Source organism: Silvimonas sp. JCM 19000, assembly GCF_054652575.1.
Genome location: NZ_BAAIHC010000010.1, coordinates 23948 through 39457 on the forward strand (window position 1 = coordinate 23948; position 15510 = coordinate 39457).

A 15510-nucleotide genomic window follows, 5' to 3' on the forward strand; every position below is an offset into this window, starting at 1 on the left:
GGTGGCGGTCGCCCCATCCGCTATTTGAAGGCGTATAGCAGCGTGCCGCCCAGCGTTCGCGGCGCGCCCACCGATGCGGTGTACAGACCACCCGCCAGCGGTGCCGTATTGACGGTCAGCGCATAACGTTTATCAAACAGGTTTTTCACCCACAGCGACGCCTCCCACTGGTCGCCATTCGCCAGTTTGCCCTTCACACCGCTGGCTATATTGGCCAGGCCATACGCCGGTATCCATGAATACTGTGAATCCGAAAGGTCACCGTAACTGCCCGAGCGCCAGCCGTAGTTCGCGCTCGCGTACTGGCGCAAACCTGCGCCTATGCCCCACTCGTAACCGGTGCTCAGATTCAGTATCCAACGCGGCGCGCCGTTAAGTGGCTGGCCGGACAAATCGCAGACCGTAGCTCCGCTGGCCTGCTTTTCCGCCGCGCACGGCGCACGGGTAAACGAACCATAGGTGGCGCTGTTATACGAACCGTTCAGGCCTATTTGCCAGGCAGGCAACGGCACCGCCTTGATATCGAATTCAATGCCTTTGCTGCGCACGTCGCCCGCATTGGTCATCGCCGCCACCGGCAAGCCGGTGACCGGGTTGGTCAGATAGGTATTGGTCTGGTAGCCGGTAACGCGCGTCAGATACAGATTGGCGTTAAGCAGCAGGCGCCGCTGCAACCATTCGCTTTTAACGCCTAGCTCGCCATCGTTGGCTTTCTCGGGGTCCACCCGTAACGAATCTGCCCCCAGGTTGGGCCCGCTGGCCACGCCGTTGATGTTGTAGCCGCCGGATTTTTCGCCATGCGCAAAGGTGACGTAGGCCAGCAGATCGGGCGTTACGTGATAGGCCGCGCTGAGCAAGCCGGACGGCGCGGTGCTGCGATCACTCAACTCGCCCGAATTCCACGCGCCTGCATACGCCGGCATGTTGCGCGTCGCCAGCAAGGCCGCGACAGTCGACCCTCCAACCGGGGCGGTGCGATAGACCCGCGCAGATTTGTCTTCGGTGGTGACACGCACGCCTGCGGTCAGATCGAGCGTGCGCGTGGCGTGCCAGGTGGCCTGACCAAACAAGGCGTAGCTATCGGTATCAGCCTGGCCGTAAGAACGCGTACTCACGTTATTGAACAGCCCTTTGGGCGTGCCGAGAAAGGTGTCGGCCTGGCTGCCGTAATCGCTGAAATTAACGTTGCTGGCACGCTGATGAAAGTAATACGCGCCAGTCACATAATTGAGCGGGCCTTCGTTGGGTGAAGCCAGCCGCAGTTCTTGCGTCAGCTGTTGGTCGTCCACATCAAAGCCCGCATCGAGCATGCCCGGCGCGTCGCTGAAATCAACATCGTTATGCGGACGAAAATCCCATTTTCGCCATGCGGTAATCGAGGTCAGCGTGTAGCCACGTAAATTCCATGTGGCCTCGGCCGACAATCCACCCTGATGCACTTTTACTTGCTGGCCGCCATCGATATTGACCTGGCCGCTATTAAAATCAGTCGCCAGATCGGTCGCCCCTGCTGCGGCCGCTGCCTGCGCCCACGGCTTTTTGCCCGGCGCCACCGGCCCCTGGCCGTAGACGACCATGGTGCCGGTACTGGAATTTTCCTGGTTGTAATCGGCAATCACGCGCAGCGAAAAATCCTCATGCGGCACCCACAGCGCTTGCACCCGCGCGCCGGTGCGGTCGATGGCGTTGAGCGTTTCGCCATCATGCCGATTGCTCAACCAGCCGTCATCGTGGGTCTGGTACACCGTGGCGCTGACGGCGGTGTCTGCACTGATGGCACCGGTGGCACGGGCATGGTATTGCTGGCTGTTGCGGCTGCCGTAACTGGCATCGACACTGGCCGCCGGCGTAAACGACGGTGCTTTGCTGCTGATATTGAGCACGCCAGCGGTGGTGTTTTTGCCGAACAGCGTGCCTTGCGGACCCCGCAGCAATTCCAGTTGCTCGATATCGAGCAAATCAAACACCGCCATGCCCGGCCGCCCCAGAAACACATTGTCCAGCACCACGCCAACGCTGCCTTCCAGGCCTTCGTTGGCCGGATTATTGCCCAGTCCGCGCACCGCCAGACTGGACTGGCGTGCATGGATGAAGGCGGCATTGGTGTTGGGCAAAACCTGCTGCAGATCCTGCACCTGGTACAGATGCTGCTCTGCCAACGTGCTGCCTTTGACGGTACTGATCGGCGCGGGCACATCCTGGGCCTGCTCCAGCCGCCGCCGTGCGGTGACGGTGACGGTTTCGACGGTGGCGGCCGCGCTGCTCACGCTATCAGAGGTCGCTGCGGCCGAGCTGGCGGCCGAGCTGGCGGCGGGGGTGTCGGCCAGCGCGCCCTGCGCGGCCAGCGTGGCAATCAGCGCCGCCAGCGGCAAGGGCATCAAACGGGTTGGGGTCATGGGTGGGGGTGTCCGGGATAAGAAATCGGCAGCGACGACGCCGTGGCAGCGCCGTCGCTGTCAGCATCAAGCGGTGGCGACTGCGGCCGGTGCGTGGGCGGCATAGTCCGGGGCTGGCGTCTGTGGCGCCGCGGGCGAACCCTTTACCGTGGTCTGGCTGACGCCGCCGTCGAGCGATACCGGCACGCTGCCAGCCACCGTCACCCGATGCATTACGCGATGCGCATCGGCGTAATCATTGATGGCGTAATGCTGGGTGGCGCGGTTGTCCCAGATGGCCACATCACCGGCTTGCCAATGCCAGCGCACCGTGTTTTCCAGGCGTGTGACATAGCTTTGCAGAATGGCGTACAACGGCGCGAATTCGGTCAGCTTCAGATCTTTAAAGCGCTTGACGAACTGGCCCAGCAACAAATGGCGCTCGCCGGTTTCCGGATGCACATGCACCACCGGATGCTCGGTTTCATACACGGTCGAAGCGAATACCTCTTTGTAACGTTTGAGTGCGGCGGCATCGACGTCTTTGGGGTTGATATGCGCGGCGGTGTAATCGAATTCGTTGCTGTGTACCGCCCACAAGCTATCGGCCAGCGCGCGCAGTTGCGGTGGCAGATCGGTATAAGCGGTATGGGTGTTGGCCCAGGTGGTATCGCCACCGCTTTCCGGCACTTTGACCGCGCGCAGGATGGACGCCTTGGGATAGGCCGCGGTGAAAGTGATATCGGTGTGCCAGGCATTGGCGCGCCCACCATGGGCGGAATCGAGCGCCATCACATAATCGGTGCCTTGCACGGTGGGTACGGTCGGATGCGACACCGGCTTGCCCAGCAACTGCGCAAACGCTTGTTGTTCGGCATCGTCCAGGGTCTGGCCCCGCAAAAACACGACTTTGTGTGCCAGCAAAGCCTGGTGGATGGCTTCAAGGCTTGCGGCGGGCAGATTGCCGCTGAGTTGTACGCCACGGATTTCGGCGCCGATGCGGCCAGCGACTTTATGTACGGTAATCGTGCTCATGGTCTTGCTCCTGATTGCGACAGATTGAGAGAGGTACGGCTTTACAAGGCACAGCCGTCCCCGCTCGGGCGCTGGGCCCAAGGCGGGTAACAGACTGTGGAATTAACGAGCCTAAGAAAGGCGGCGCGGGGTCAGGCTGCGGCGGCGCTGTGGGCTGGCTGGGCAGGCGCGCCACTGGGCGCACTGGCGGCAGCGATCACCGCCAGACCCGCGCTGCGGCTTAGGTCCGCCGGGTAATAGCGCCAGGCGAGCAAGAGTGTGAGCAAGCCCAGCAAGCCACTGACGCCAGTCACGCCGCCCAGCGCCACGCCCAGACCGAAATGATCCGAAGCCAGCCCGGTCAGAAACGGCCCCGGCAAGGAACCCAGTACCGCCGCGGCGACCACGGCGCAGGTGCCGGAAAATGCCCGGGCGCCGGGATGCACCAGTTCCTGGGTCATGCTCAGTGCGGCGGTGCTACCGGTAGAACCAATCAGCGTGGCCAACACCATGAGCGCGTATTGCTGCTGCCAGCGCAGCGCCAGACTGAAGGCAGCCAGATACAGCAAGGTGGCGATCAGGCCGGTGATGGCAGCAAAGCCGATCTTGCTGCGCACATAGCGCGCGCCGAGCTGGTCCATGATCCAGCCGCCCAACGGCGCACCCAGCACCGGCAACAACATCAAACCACCGGTGAGCAAAGACGCGCGTTGTACCGGCAAACCGGCCAGCCGATTAAAAAACGTCGGCAGAAAATAAAACACCGGCACCCACTGCAACATGCCCATGGCGGTATGCAAATAAGCGGCCAGCAAGGACGGCGTGCGCAGGATGGCGCGGCGCCAGTCGCCAACACTGTGCGTGCTGCTGATGCCAACGTCGCTGCGACGATAATCACGCGCCCGGAACAACAGCGCCGCCACCAACAAGCCTGGCAGGGCCACCACACCAAAGGCATGGCGCCAGCCGTAATGCGTGGCGATATAGCCGCCCAGCGCCACCCCCAATGCCATGCCGATGGGCGCGCCTGCGGTAAACAGGCCCATGGCAAACTGGCGTCGGCGCAGCGGAAACGCCGCCGCGATCCACGAATACGCGGCAGGGGCATAACCGGCCTCGCCCACGCCGACGGCCACCCGCGCCACGGCCAGTTGGCCGAAGTTAGCGGCCAGCCCGCTCAATACGCTGGCGATACTCCAGAGCACGCCCATCAGGCTGGCGGTCTTGACCCGGCTCCAGCGATCGATGATCAGCGAGGTGGGGAAGGCAAACACGATCATGCCCAGCGTCAGCACCGAGTTAAGCAAACCGGCTTGTGCATCGCTGATGTGCCATTCGGCTTTGATGCCTGGCAACAGCGCCGCAATGATCATGCGATCGGCAAAATCGAACAGCATCAGCAGGGTCAGCAAGCTGAAGGCACGCCAGGTGGGGCCGCGACCAAACAGCCACGCGTGCGGGCTGGATTGCGCCGCGGTGTCTAAGGACAAATGCGGCGCGTTCATGATAAAGCCTTGAAAATCGTGGTTTGCATGGCATGATCCCGGTGGAGTTGGTTCGCAACGCCCTTGGCGATAATTAATGGAACGTTGTCGTTCCATATAATCTATCGAGCCATTGGATTGTTTTTAAATACTGTTTTGTTATATTTATAACTTTCTTGCATAGCCAGCCAGGAAAGCGCAGTCCTATCAATCGCTTAGGCGCACTCAGGCCCAAGCTGGAAGCAGCCTCACATGCAAAAAACCGTTGTATCGCCCGGACGCCCCAGCGCCGCCACGCAGGCAGAACGCCACGCCATGCTGGTGGATGTCGCTACCGATGAGTTCATCGCCAAAGGCTTTGAAGCGGCCAGCCTTGACGGCATTGCCAAGGCGGCGGGCGTGGCCAAACACACCATCTATCGCAACTTTGGTGGCAAAGAAGGCTTGCTGCGCGCGGCGCTCTTGCGCGGCTACGGCACCTTTGCCGAAAAGCTGACTGATTTGCTGGATGCAAGCGCCGAACCGGCGCGGGTACTGGATAAGGCGGCGCGACATATCACGCTTAGCGCCACCGGCGCACGTGGGCTGGCGCTATCGCGGCTGGTGATTGCGCATAAAGACAAGCTGCCCGCGCTGGATGATGTGGTGAACCACCTGAACGACCAGTTGCGCTATCCGCTGCTGCGCTATTTTTCGGCGCTGAATGAACGCGGCACGCTGCGCATCGGCAATGTGCAGATCGCCACCGTGCAGTTCATCAATCTGTGCACGCTGGGGCCGTATTACTTGCTGGATGGCGACGCCGAAGCGGTGCAGCGCGGCGAGACGCTGGAAGATATCGTCGTGCCCGCCGTGCGCATGTTTCTGGCTGGCTACGCCGCGTGATGCATGCGGTGGGTCATGACCCACCCATCAATGCCGATGAGCAGAACGCATACGGTTGCGTGCGGGTTGGCGTCTTTGCATGGTGGGACTAGTCCCACCCTATGACTGCGCGGTTTTTGATTGCATACGGTGGGTCATGACCCACCCATCAAAGCCGATGAGCAGAATGCATACGGTTGCGTGCTGGCTAGCGTCTTTGCATGGTGGGACTCGTCCCACCCTATGACTGCGCGGTTTTTGATTGCATACGGTGGGTCATGACCCACCCATCAAAGCCGATGAGCAGAACGCATACGGTTGCGTGCGGGTGGGCGTCTTTGCATGGTGGGACTAGTCCCACCCTATGACTGCGCGGTTTTTGAATTGCATACGGTGGGTCATGACCCACCCATCAAAGCCGATGAGCAGAATGCATATGGTTGCGTGCGGGTTGGCGTCTTTGCATGGTGGGACTAGTCCCACCCTATGACTGCGCGGTTTTTGATTGCATACGGTGGGTCATGACCCACCATCAAAGCCGATGAGCAAAACGCATACGGTTGCGTGCTGGCTGGCGTCTTTGCATGGTGGGACTAGTCCCACCCTATGACTGCGCGGTTTTTGATTGCATACGGTGGGTCATGACCCACCCATCAAAGCCGATGAGCAGAATGCATTACGGTTGCGTGCGGGTTGGCGTCTTTGCATGGTGGGACTAGTCCCACCCTATGACTGCGCGGTTTTTGATTGCATACGGTGGGTCATGACCCACCTATCAAAGCCGATGAGCAAAACGCATACGGTTGCGTGCGGGTTGGCGTCTTTGCATGGTGGGACTAGTCCCACCCTATGACTGCGCGGTTTTTGAATTGCATACGGTGGGTCATGACCCACCCATCAAAGCCGATGAGCAGATTGCATACGGTTGCGTGCTAGCTAGCGTCTTTGCATGGCGGGACTAGTCCCACCCTATGACTGCCACGTGGTTCTTGCGACGCGGTTACCGGCCCACGTTACGCCCTGGCACAGCACAAAATACAAAACCCCGGCAAACAGGAACAATTGCGCCGGATAGATCATCACCCGGTTGCTCACCTGCGCCGTCACCATCGCCAGCTCGCCCACCCCGACGATATACGCCAACGACGTATCCTTGATCAGCGTGACCCACTGGTTAATAAACGAGGGCGCCATCATGCGCAGCGCTTGCGGCAGGATCACAAAACGTAGCGTCTGCCACTGCGTCAGACCGCTGGCGAGCGCGGCTTCCCATTGGCCTTTGCTGATGCCCTCGATGCCCGCGTACACGGCATGCGCCAGATACGCCGCGCTGATCAAGGTCAGCGCGCACATCACCGACCACACGCCGGGCACGTCGATATGCAGGCAGATCGGCAACAGAAAATACACCCAGAAAATCAGCATCAACACGGGAATGGCGCGCAAGAAGGCCAGGCAGGCCAGCAAGGCATGCCGCGGCACACCGCGCAGCAGCGCCAGCAAGATGCCCAGGCCCAATCCCAGCAGCGCCGAGCCGAGGGCCGAGCCCGCCGCCAGCACCACCGTCAGCGCCAGCCCGCCCAGTGGCCCGTCCGGCCAGCCGCCCCAGAGCAACCACGGCAGATTGCTCCGGATGACCTCCCAACTGCTTAACGTGTCCATGCGGGCCTTTGCCGGCGCCAGATTTGCCAGCCGGTTTCAATCAATACAATCAACAACACATAGCCCAGCGTCGCAAAGCCAAAGGCCTGAAAGGTCTTGAAGGTGGCGGCCTCCACCTGGCGCGAGGTATACGACAGCTCGGCCATGCCGATCGCCATGGTAAGCGACGAATTCTTGACCGCATTCATGATCTGGCCGATCAGGGCCGGAGCAGCAATGCGCAAGGCCTGCGGCAGCACCACAAAGCGGAACGCCTGCGCCGGGCGCAAGCCCATCGCCAGCGCGGCCTCCCATTGTCCGGCGGATACGCCACGCAAACCGGCCCGGATGTCCTCGGCAAAATAGGCGGCCGTGTACAGGGTCAAGCCCAGTGTGGCGGCCAGTGTTTCCGGGGTCGGCCATAGCGCGTGCGGGCGGTTGAGCCAGTCGCGCGCCATGTCCGGCAACAAGGCCATGGCGCCGAAGTACCAGAAGAACAATTGCAGCAACAAGGGCGTGTTGCGAAACGCCGCCGTATACGCCTGGGTCAACGGCAGGCCCCAGCGCTGCCGCCCGGCCAGCGCCAGCGCAAAACCCAGCGCCAGCGCCAGCAGCACGCATACAGCCGCCAGCGCGACGGTCACGGCCAGACCGTGCCCCAGCAAGCGCAGATACGGCCAGTCCAGCCATGCAATTGCAGTCATCACGCGCTCGTCTTATTCGGCGCGGATATGCGCGTCGCCAATCTTGAACAGACGCGGCAACGGCGCCTTGGTGCTCGGGCCAAACCAGCGGTCGTAGATGGTTTGTGCGGTACCGGTTTTTTCCAGGTCATGCAGCGTGTCATTCAGGAATGCCACCAACCGCGTTTCACCCTTGGGCACACCCACGCCTTCCAGCTCTTCCGAAATCGAGAACGGCGGGATTTCGTACTTGTCCTTGTCCGGCAGCGCGCCAAGTATGGCCACCAGCTTGGAGCCATCCTGCGTAATCGCTTGCACATTGCCATTGCGCAGCGCAGCCAGCGCAAACGGGGTGTCATCAAACAACACCACCTGGGCATTGGGATATTTCTGGCGCAAGGTGGCTTCCATGGTGGTGCCCTTGTCCGCACCCACGCGCAAGCTGGTGATTTGCTGCGGGTTCTTCAAGGTGCCCTTTTTGGCCAGAAACTGCTGGCCCGAAGCAAAGTACGGCAGGCTGAAATCGATGACCTTGGCGCGCTCGTCGGTAATGGTGAAATTGGCAAACACCAGATCCACCTTGTTGGCCGCCAGCAAGGGAATCCGGTTAGCCGGGTTAGTCGGCGTGATTTCCAGCTTGACGCCCAGGCGCTTGGCCACTTCGGTGGCGTAATCCACATCAAGGCCCACGATCTTGTGGGTTTTTTCATCGACAAAACCAAACGGCGGATTGCCGTCAAAGGCCGCGATGCGCAAGACACCGGCCTTTTTGATATCGTCGAGACGATCCGCCATGGCCATGGCGGGGATAAGCGCGGTGGCCAGCAAAGCAGCGAGCAGCGTCGTTTTCATGATCCGTTTTTTTCCTGTGCGGTTGGGGGCTGTGAGGCAGTCAGGAACGGATCGTGAGGCTTTTCTTATAAACTTACAAATTATATAAATTTATCTTTATATTCTTTTTGGAAATTAAACAACCTCCAACGCTGCGATTTTCGGCGGGCCACGCCCACAACAGCCGCGCGGGTCCACGTGCCTGGTGGAGCCGGTCGACAGCGCTGCCCCACGATTTGATCAACCGTGCGCGCTTGATATCCAGCCTGTCGCCCACACCGTTTGCCCAGCGGTAAACGCAACGCACGTGTGCCGCCACGATAGTGACTACACTCAGCAAGTCCCCAGCCACGGAGCTTTCCATGATTGACCTTTATTACTGGCCCACGCCCAACGGCCTCAAGCTGACGCTGTTTCTAGAAGAAACCGGTCTGCCCTATACGCTGCATTCGGTAAATATCGGCAAGGGCGAGCAATTTACGCCTGAGTTTCTGGCCATTTCGCCGAACAACAAAATGCCCGCGCTGGTGGACCATGATCCGGCCGATGGCGGCGCGCCGTTTGCCTTGTTTGAATCGGGTGCCATGCTGCAATACCTGGCCGAGAAAACCGGCCAGTTTCTGCCTACCGAAACCCGCGCACGCTATGAAGTGCTGAAATGGCTGTTCTGGCAAATGGCCGGGCTGGGCCCGATGGCGGGGCAGAATGGTCACTTCAATCGTTACGCACCCGAGCGCGTGCCGTATGCAATCGAGCGTTACGAAAAAGAAACCAATCGCTTGTATGGCGTACTCGACAAGCAACTGGAAGGCCGCGATTTTATTGCCGGCAGCGAATATACGATTGCCGATATGGCGGCGTATCCGTGGATCGTGCCGCACGCCATGCACAATCAAAAACTGGAAGATTTTCCGAATGTGCTGCGCTGGTTCAACAGCATCAAAGCGCGCCCGGCCACCCAGCGTGCGTACAAAGACGTGGCCACGCCGGCGCCCGGTCCGGTGCAGGTATCAGAGGAAGAACGCAAAATCCTGTTCGGCCAGACTGCTGCGCATCTGAAGCCGCAATAAGCGCCTGAAGGCGGCAAAAAAAATCGGGGCGACTTTGCTACAAAGTCGCCCCGATTTTGCAGGTACCTGCCCGGCTTTATTGCTGCGTCGGCACAAATTCTTCCATCACGGCTTTGCGCATCAACTCGGGCGGCAACAGCCCTTGCTGCACCACAAAGTCATTAAAGGCCTGCAATTTGAACTTCGGCCCCAGCACCAGTTGTGTTTGCGTCAGCAAGCTGCGCAGATTGGTATAGCCAAAGTAATACGCAGTGGCCTGGCCGGGGCTGTTAAAGGCATAACGGTCGATTTCCGATTGCGCCAGCGGCTCGGACAGCACCACATCATTCATCAAGACTTGTTTGGCCTCTTGCGGGGTAATGCGGCCGGTATTGATCAGCGGATCAAGAAACGCCCGCGCCACACGCATCAGCCGGTTTTGCAGCGAAATCAACTGCGCATCCAGCGGCATATACGGCTCGATCATGGCTTCGCAATACACGGCCCAGCCTTCGACATTGGCGCTGTTCTCGGCAAAGATGGCGCGCGGAATAGACACGCCCTGCTCCACCATCGACGAATACTGCAATTCATGACCCGGGCGCGCTTCATGCGCGGTCAAGGTCCACGACGCGGCCAGATGGGTATCGTCATCCATTTTGGCGTCGGATTTGGCATGCGGATTAGAGGTGGTGATTACAAACTCGCCGTATTCGCCGGTATTACCCAACAAGCGCGGTGGGTTCATAAACGGCGAGCCCACACTGGCCGATTCCGCATCGGTGGCCGGGCGGATATGCGCGGCGCGATTGGGCAGCGTAATCAGATGCTCCCGCCGGATAATTGCTTCGATTTGCGCCAGGGTATCGCGGTAATGCGGCAGCATATCGGCGGCGGGTACTTGCTGTTTTTTCAGCTCGCGTATCACATCGTGATAATCGCTCGACGGGTAATGCCGCTGTTCCGCAATGCGGGCAGCGACGGCACGCATGCTGTCTTTGACTTCCTGATAATCCGCACCGGCACGCAGGATTAATTCATCCGGGCTGATACTCACGCCGTAATTGCGCAAATCGTTGGCGTAAATGGCGGCAGGCGGACGTGGTGTGTTGCGCGTTAACGGCGTCAGCGTTTTGCGGGCCCAATCGCCATAGGCGTGCAATTGCTGCGCCAGCACGGCGTAGGGTTGTTCCCAACCGGTCAATCCGGCTTTGGTGAAATCCTGTTTAATGCCATCGAGCAAAACATCGATATTGTCGAGTTGCTGTTTCAGGTCTTCGCTATAGGGGCCGGTCACGCCTGGCCGTTTCAGGTTTTCTTCGGTGCGGGCACGGGCCAGATCAACCAGCGGCACATAACCGGCTTCAAGCCCGGCATAACGCTTCAAACGTTGAATGGCGCGACGCTGGCGATCGGCCTTGTTGCGCGGTTCGAGCAAGGTATCAAGGCCAAACCAGACGGTTTTGGGCACGTCGATATAGTCGAGCAGCAAATCATGTTCCAGTTGCTGCGTATCCATATTGCGATGCACCGCGTCCAGCGTGATTTCCAGATCCTGGCGCACCTTGGGCGGCAGCGTTTTCTTTTGCTCGGCCAGCAATTGCGCCAGCACTTTCTGGCTATCGGCGCGCCGACGCTCAAAGACATTCGGTTTGAGATCAACCACTTCGGTATCGAATTCTTCCTGACCAAAGCTGGACACGGTTTCCGGTTCATATTTAGCCGGGATTTGCAGCACCGGCAGCGCCAGCGCATTGCTTTGTGCCACCCAGTCCGGAATAACGGCGATGGCAGGCGCCACGCCCAGTGACAAGGCCAGCGCAACCGCGGCCGAAACAGCGCGTAAGTTCATGGGGTCTCCAGTTTGATGTGTTAGCGCACGGCGCTGGGTAAGCACGGCGCGCTTTTTTTTCTAAAGCGGAGACGGTACGGGCGCAGCGCGACGGCGTCAAACCACGGCATGCCGCTGTGGCCGGCGCGCCCGCGCCAGCACATCAAGCATGTTTGCACTGCGGACCATGGACATGGCTGTCGTTCCATGCCGAACCCAGGATCAAACTGCAGAAATTGACGCGTTGGTAGCCCGGATCTTTAAGCGCCAGCACATCGGCTTTGACATTGCCAAACGTGGTTTCCGGTTTGTGGCGGGTGCCTTGGGCAAAGGCCTCGATAATGCCCTCTTTAAACCCGGCTTCACGCGGGTGTACGGCAATCACGGCATTGCGCTCAGTCGCGCTGAAGCCGTGGTAATCCAGACCCAATACATCCATTTCAACACCCGCCGTCACCAGCGCCACCACCGGCTTTTTATGCTGCGGAATACCTGGCGTGGTGTGCAAGGCAATTGCATCCCAGACTTGCTCGATATCGGCTTCGGGAATGTGATAGCCGCGCAAGAAATCGCGTGCCGCATTGGCGCCGTCGACTTCAAAGCGCTCTTGCGCGCTGCTATACGGCGCTTGCAAACCCATGTCATGAAACATGGCGCCGATATACAAAAGCTCAGGATCAAATTGCAATTGCTTGCGTTGCCCGGCCAGCGCGCCAAACAGGAATACACGGCTGGAATGATTGAATAACAAATCAGTTTCGGTATCGCGCACCAATTGGGTGGCGGCGCGGGCCATCTGGCTGTCGGGGATCACAATGCCGGCTACGGTTTTCATGCTGCAACTCCTTGCGTTAAGGTATGCAGCCACTGTAGGGACGGCTGCCCGCAGTCACAACGCCAGCCATACGCCGCGCGCTGCCAGGCATACACCGGCAACTGCCACCACACCAAATCGGCACAAAAACAGGGGTTTATATGCGTCAGATTGCCATCGCCATCTTTGAAGGCGTGCAGATGCTGGATGTGGCCGGGCCGATGGATGTATTCGACGAGGCCAATGGCTTTATCGCGCCGGAAGCGGCGTATCGCGTTAGCCTGGTCGCCGCCAGCAATGCGCCGGTGCGGGCATCCAATGGCTCGCGCTTGCTACCCGATCACACCTTTGCCGCGGGCGCGAGCGCCTTCGATACCGTGCTGGTCGCCGGCGGCCCCGCGCTGCCGCAGCGTGCACCGGACGTGGCTTTAGCGCGCTTTCTGGCGGACGCCGCGCAGCATTGCGCCCGCTTCGGCTCAGTCTGCACCGGCGCGTTTGCCTTGGCGCACGCGGGCTTGCTGGATGGCCGCCACGTCACCACGCATTGGCAAAACGCGCCGCAACTGGCACGGCAATTTCCGCAAGCGCGGGTGGAGCTGGATCGCATCTATATACGCGATGGCAAGTTATTCACCTCAGCCGGGGTGACGGCGGGGATCGATCTGACCCTGGCCTTGCTAGCGGAAGATCACGGCGCCGACGTCGCTTTGGCGGTGGCAAAGCGGCTGGTGGTGTTTGCCCAGCGGCGCGGCGGCCAATCCCAATTCAGCCCCTATGTCAGCGCGCGGCCGGATTTGAGCACCGCCTCCGGCAAAGTGCAGGCGCATGTGCTGGGGCAATTGAATCAGCGCTTTAGTGTGCAGCAGCTGGCGGCGGTGGCGGGCATGAGCGCGCGCAATTTCGCCCGGGTGTTTGTGCAGGAAACCGGCATTACGCCGCAAGAATTTGTAGAACGCTCACGCGTGGATCTGGCGCGCAGTTTGCTCGAAACAACGGCGGCCGCGCTCAAGGTGGTGGCGTATGACTGCGGCTTTGGTAGCGCAGAATTGATGCGGCGGGTGTTTGTCCGCCGCATCGGGGTGACACCAGCGGATTACCGGGCCGCATTTTCTGGCCTGAACAACGGCGCCGCCCCGCCCGTGCCGGCCTAAGGCAGCATCCCCAATTGCTCCAGCGCGGGCAGCACCAACAGCAGTGTCGCCACGCAATACAGCACAAATGCGGCCACCTTGCCCCACACGCCCGTCCGCCCCGGGTTATGTAATACGCCGCCCATTGCCACTCCGCCTGTATTTCGTCCTGTGCGCTAGTGTATGCAAATAAGTCAGCATTTACAGCCACTTGGCGTTGCATTTTTTAACCGACGGTGCTTTTGTGCGCATCCACCCCGCCCGACCGATGGCGCGGGCCGTGTGGACGGCTAAGATAAAGCTTCATCCGTCTTTCAAGAGCAGCCCATGACCCACTTCGACGCCATCGTCATCGGCACTGGCCAAGGTGGTGCCCCATTGGCCGTCAAACTGGGGGCACATGGCCTCAAAACCGCCGTGATCGAGCGTGCGGCCTTTGGCGGCACCTGCGTCAACGTGGGCTGCACGCCGACCAAAGCCTATGTTGCCTGCGCGCGTGCGGCGCATGTGGCGCGTAATGCGGCGCAATGGGGTGTGCAGATCAATGGCTCGATTGCGGTTGATCTGGCCGCGATCAAGGCGCGCAAGGACGAGATTATCGGCCGCTCGCGCGATGGCGTTGAGCAATGGCTGCGCCAGGCCGACAACGTGACCGTGTTTAACGGCCATGCGCGTTTTACCGACGCGCGCAGCCTGAGTGTGACCGGCGCTGATGGCAAGCTCAGCGCCGAACTCAGCGCTGACAAAATCTTTATCAACACCGGCACGCGCCCGCTGATTCCCGAGATTGCCGGGCTGGAAACGGTGCGTTACTACACCAACAGCAGCATGCTGGAACTGACCAATCTGCCCAGCCACCTGGTCATACTGGGTGGCAGTTACATCGCGCTGGAATTCGCCCAGATCTTTCGCCGTTTTGGTAGCCGCGTGACGGTGCTGGTGCGCGGGCAACGCATCCTGGCGCGGGAGGACGAAGACGTCGCGCTGGCCATGCAGGACATGCTCAGCGCTGAGGGCATCCAGTTCCGCTTTGGCGCCGAGCCCAGCCACGTCGAGCCCTTGGGACATAGCGGTGTCAAGCTGTGGATGGAAGCGGATGTGCTGGAGGCCAGCCACCTGCTGCTGGCCACCGGCCGTACGCCGAATACCGATGATCTGGGCCTGGGGTATGCGCATTTGCCGACAGATCACCAGGGCTTGATTGCAGTCGATGGCCAGTTGCGCACCAGCGTGCCGGGCGTGTGGGCCATCGGCGATATCAATGGCCACGGCGCGTTTACCCATACGTCCTACGATGATTATCAGATTGTGGCGGCCAATCTGTTCGATGGCGCCCATCGCAGCGTGGACGACCGCATCATGGCCTATGCGGTGTTTACCGATCCGCCACTGGCGCGCGTGGGGCTGTCAGAAGCGGATGTACGCCGCACCGGCAAACCGGCGTTGATGGCAACCTTGCCGATGCAACGGGTCGGCCGCGCGCGCGAACGCGGCGAGACCACCGGCTTTATGAAAGTGCTGGTGGACGAGCGTAGCGAACGCATTATCGGCGCATCGATCCTGGGCATAGAAGGCGATGAGGCCATCCATTGCTTTATCGATACCATGCGCGCCGGCGCCAGCTATCGCGTGCTGCAACGGGCAATGCATATCCACCCCACGGTGAGCGAACTGATCCCGACCTTGCTGGACGGGCTACAGCCGTTGAAGCCGGCAACTTGATGTCCATACCCGCATGACCGTGTGCAGACAGCCATAGGGTGGGTCGAGACCCACCCTATGCAAGGCGCAGCG

At 60.3% G+C, this 15510-nt stretch carries 13 protein-coding genes; 4 read left to right on the plus strand and 9 right to left on the minus strand.

All coding sequences use genetic code 11. The features are described 5' to 3' along the window. Window positions 1-20: 20 nt before the first annotated feature. The 3 genes from ACYQ1A_RS10890 to ACYQ1A_RS10900 form a co-directional block, all read right to left on the minus strand. Entirely contained in the window at window positions 21-2396 is a 2376-nt protein-coding gene (locus ACYQ1A_RS10890) for a TonB-dependent receptor (RefSeq protein ID WP_499362046.1), read from the minus strand. A 66-nt stretch (window positions 2397-2462) separates the two neighbouring features. Further along, window positions 2463-3410: a TauD/TfdA dioxygenase family protein gene (locus ACYQ1A_RS10895; RefSeq protein ID WP_499362047.1), complete on the minus strand. Its 948-nt coding sequence runs from the start codon at window positions 3408-3410 to the stop codon at window positions 2463-2465. Window positions 3411-3541: 131 nt separating this feature from the next. Continuing rightward, the gene (locus ACYQ1A_RS10900) at window positions 3542-4894 is read right to left on the minus strand and encodes an MFS transporter (protein WP_499362048.1); all 1353 of its coding nucleotides are present in this window, start codon (window positions 4892-4894) and stop codon (window positions 3542-3544) included. A gap of 231 nt (window positions 4895-5125) precedes the next feature. Here ACYQ1A_RS10900 and ACYQ1A_RS10905 point away from each other — a divergent pair, with 231 nt between their 5' ends. Next, window positions 5126-5758 (plus strand): TetR/AcrR family transcriptional regulator, encoded by a 633-nt coding sequence (locus ACYQ1A_RS10905; protein ID WP_499362049.1) that lies wholly within the window; start codon window positions 5126-5128, stop codon window positions 5756-5758. A 948-nt stretch (window positions 5759-6706) separates the two neighbouring features. On the opposite strand, the gene ACYQ1A_RS10910 is transcribed toward ACYQ1A_RS10905, so the two are convergent. From ACYQ1A_RS10910 to ACYQ1A_RS10920, 3 genes are read right to left on the minus strand one after another with little or no spacing between them, the layout of a single operon-like run. Next, the gene (locus ACYQ1A_RS10910) at window positions 6707-7399 is read right to left on the minus strand and encodes an amino acid ABC transporter permease (RefSeq protein WP_499362050.1); all 693 of its coding nucleotides are present in this window, start codon (window positions 7397-7399) and stop codon (window positions 6707-6709) included. Continuing rightward, window positions 7387-8082, minus strand: coding sequence for an amino acid ABC transporter permease (locus ACYQ1A_RS10915; protein ID WP_499362051.1), 696 nt, complete (start codon window positions 8080-8082; stop codon window positions 7387-7389). Before ACYQ1A_RS10915 ends, ACYQ1A_RS10910 begins: the two co-directional genes overlap by 13 nt. A gap of 12 nt (window positions 8083-8094) precedes the next feature. After that, a complete protein-coding gene (locus ACYQ1A_RS10920; protein ID WP_499362052.1) occupies window positions 8095-8913 on the minus strand; it encodes an ABC transporter substrate-binding protein in 819 nt (272 codons plus the stop codon). 341 nt (window positions 8914-9254) lie between these two features. On the opposite strand from ACYQ1A_RS10920, the gene ACYQ1A_RS10925 reads away from it, so the two are divergent. Next, on the plus strand, window positions 9255-9962 hold the full coding sequence (locus tag ACYQ1A_RS10925; RefSeq protein ID WP_499362053.1) for a glutathione binding-like protein: 708 nt from the start codon (window positions 9255-9257) through the stop codon (window positions 9960-9962). A 76-nt stretch (window positions 9963-10038) separates the two neighbouring features. On the opposite strand, the gene ACYQ1A_RS10930 is transcribed toward ACYQ1A_RS10925, so the two are convergent. Continuing rightward, window positions 10039-11793 (minus strand): DUF885 domain-containing protein, encoded by a 1755-nt coding sequence (locus ACYQ1A_RS10930; RefSeq protein WP_499362054.1) that lies wholly within the window; start codon window positions 11791-11793, stop codon window positions 10039-10041. 142 nt (window positions 11794-11935) lie between these two features. After that, window positions 11936-12607: an HD domain-containing protein gene (locus ACYQ1A_RS10935; RefSeq protein WP_499362055.1), complete on the minus strand. Its 672-nt coding sequence runs from the start codon at window positions 12605-12607 to the stop codon at window positions 11936-11938. Window positions 12608-12747: 140 nt separating this feature from the next. Between ACYQ1A_RS10935 and ACYQ1A_RS10940 the strand changes: the two genes are divergently transcribed. Next, complete coding sequence (locus tag ACYQ1A_RS10940) at window positions 12748-13737, plus strand: GlxA family transcriptional regulator (RefSeq protein ID WP_499362056.1); 990 nt, start codon at window positions 12748-12750, stop codon at window positions 13735-13737. On the opposite strand, the gene ACYQ1A_RS10945 is transcribed toward ACYQ1A_RS10940, so the two are convergent. Further along, complete coding sequence (locus ACYQ1A_RS10945; protein ID WP_499362057.1) at window positions 13734-13862, minus strand: hypothetical protein; 129 nt, start codon at window positions 13860-13862, stop codon at window positions 13734-13736. The two genes, ACYQ1A_RS10940 and ACYQ1A_RS10945, sit on opposite strands and share 4 nt — an antisense overlap. A 181-nt stretch (window positions 13863-14043) precedes the next feature. On the opposite strand from ACYQ1A_RS10945, the gene ACYQ1A_RS10950 reads away from it, so the two are divergent. Further along, on the plus strand, window positions 14044-15438 hold the full coding sequence (locus ACYQ1A_RS10950; protein ID WP_499362058.1) for an FAD-containing oxidoreductase: 1395 nt from the start codon (window positions 14044-14046) through the stop codon (window positions 15436-15438). Window positions 15439-15510: the final 72 nt, after the last annotated feature.

Bases quoted from the DNA above. Each gene is read 5' to 3' on its own strand.
- ACYQ1A_RS10890 (WP_499362046.1), bottom strand. From the start codon at position 2,396: ATGACCCCAACCCGTTTGATGCCCTTGCCGCTGGCGGCGCTGATTGCC.
- ACYQ1A_RS10895 (WP_499362047.1), bottom strand. From the start codon at position 3,410: ATGAGCACGATTACCGTACATAAAGTCGCTGGCCGCATCGGCGCCGAA.
- ACYQ1A_RS10900 (WP_499362048.1), bottom strand. From the start codon at position 4,894: ATGAACGCGCCGCATTTGTCCTTAGACACCGCGGCGCAATCCAGCCCG.
- ACYQ1A_RS10905 (WP_499362049.1), top strand. From the start codon at position 5,126: ATGCAAAAAACCGTTGTATCGCCCGGACGCCCCAGCGCCGCCACGCAG.
- ACYQ1A_RS10910 (WP_499362050.1), bottom strand. From the start codon at position 7,399: ATGGACACGTTAAGCAGTTGGGAGGTCATCCGGAGCAATCTGCCGTGG.
- ACYQ1A_RS10915 (WP_499362051.1), bottom strand. From the start codon at position 8,082: ATGACTGCAATTGCATGGCTGGACTGGCCGTATCTGCGCTTGCTGGGG.
- ACYQ1A_RS10920 (WP_499362052.1), bottom strand. From the start codon at position 8,913: ATGAAAACGACGCTGCTCGCTGCTTTGCTGGCCACCGCGCTTATCCCC.
- ACYQ1A_RS10925 (WP_499362053.1), top strand. From the start codon at position 9,255: ATGATTGACCTTTATTACTGGCCCACGCCCAACGGCCTCAAGCTGACG.
- ACYQ1A_RS10930 (WP_499362054.1), bottom strand. From the start codon at position 11,793: ATGAACTTACGCGCTGTTTCGGCCGCGGTTGCGCTGGCCTTGTCACTG.
- ACYQ1A_RS10935 (WP_499362055.1), bottom strand. From the start codon at position 12,607: ATGAAAACCGTAGCCGGCATTGTGATCCCCGACAGCCAGATGGCCCGC.
- ACYQ1A_RS10940 (WP_499362056.1), top strand. From the start codon at position 12,748: ATGCGTCAGATTGCCATCGCCATCTTTGAAGGCGTGCAGATGCTGGAT.
- ACYQ1A_RS10945 (WP_499362057.1), bottom strand. From the start codon at position 13,862: ATGGGCGGCGTATTACATAACCCGGGGCGGACGGGCGTGTGGGGCAAG.
- ACYQ1A_RS10950 (WP_499362058.1), top strand. From the start codon at position 14,044: ATGACCCACTTCGACGCCATCGTCATCGGCACTGGCCAAGGTGGTGCC.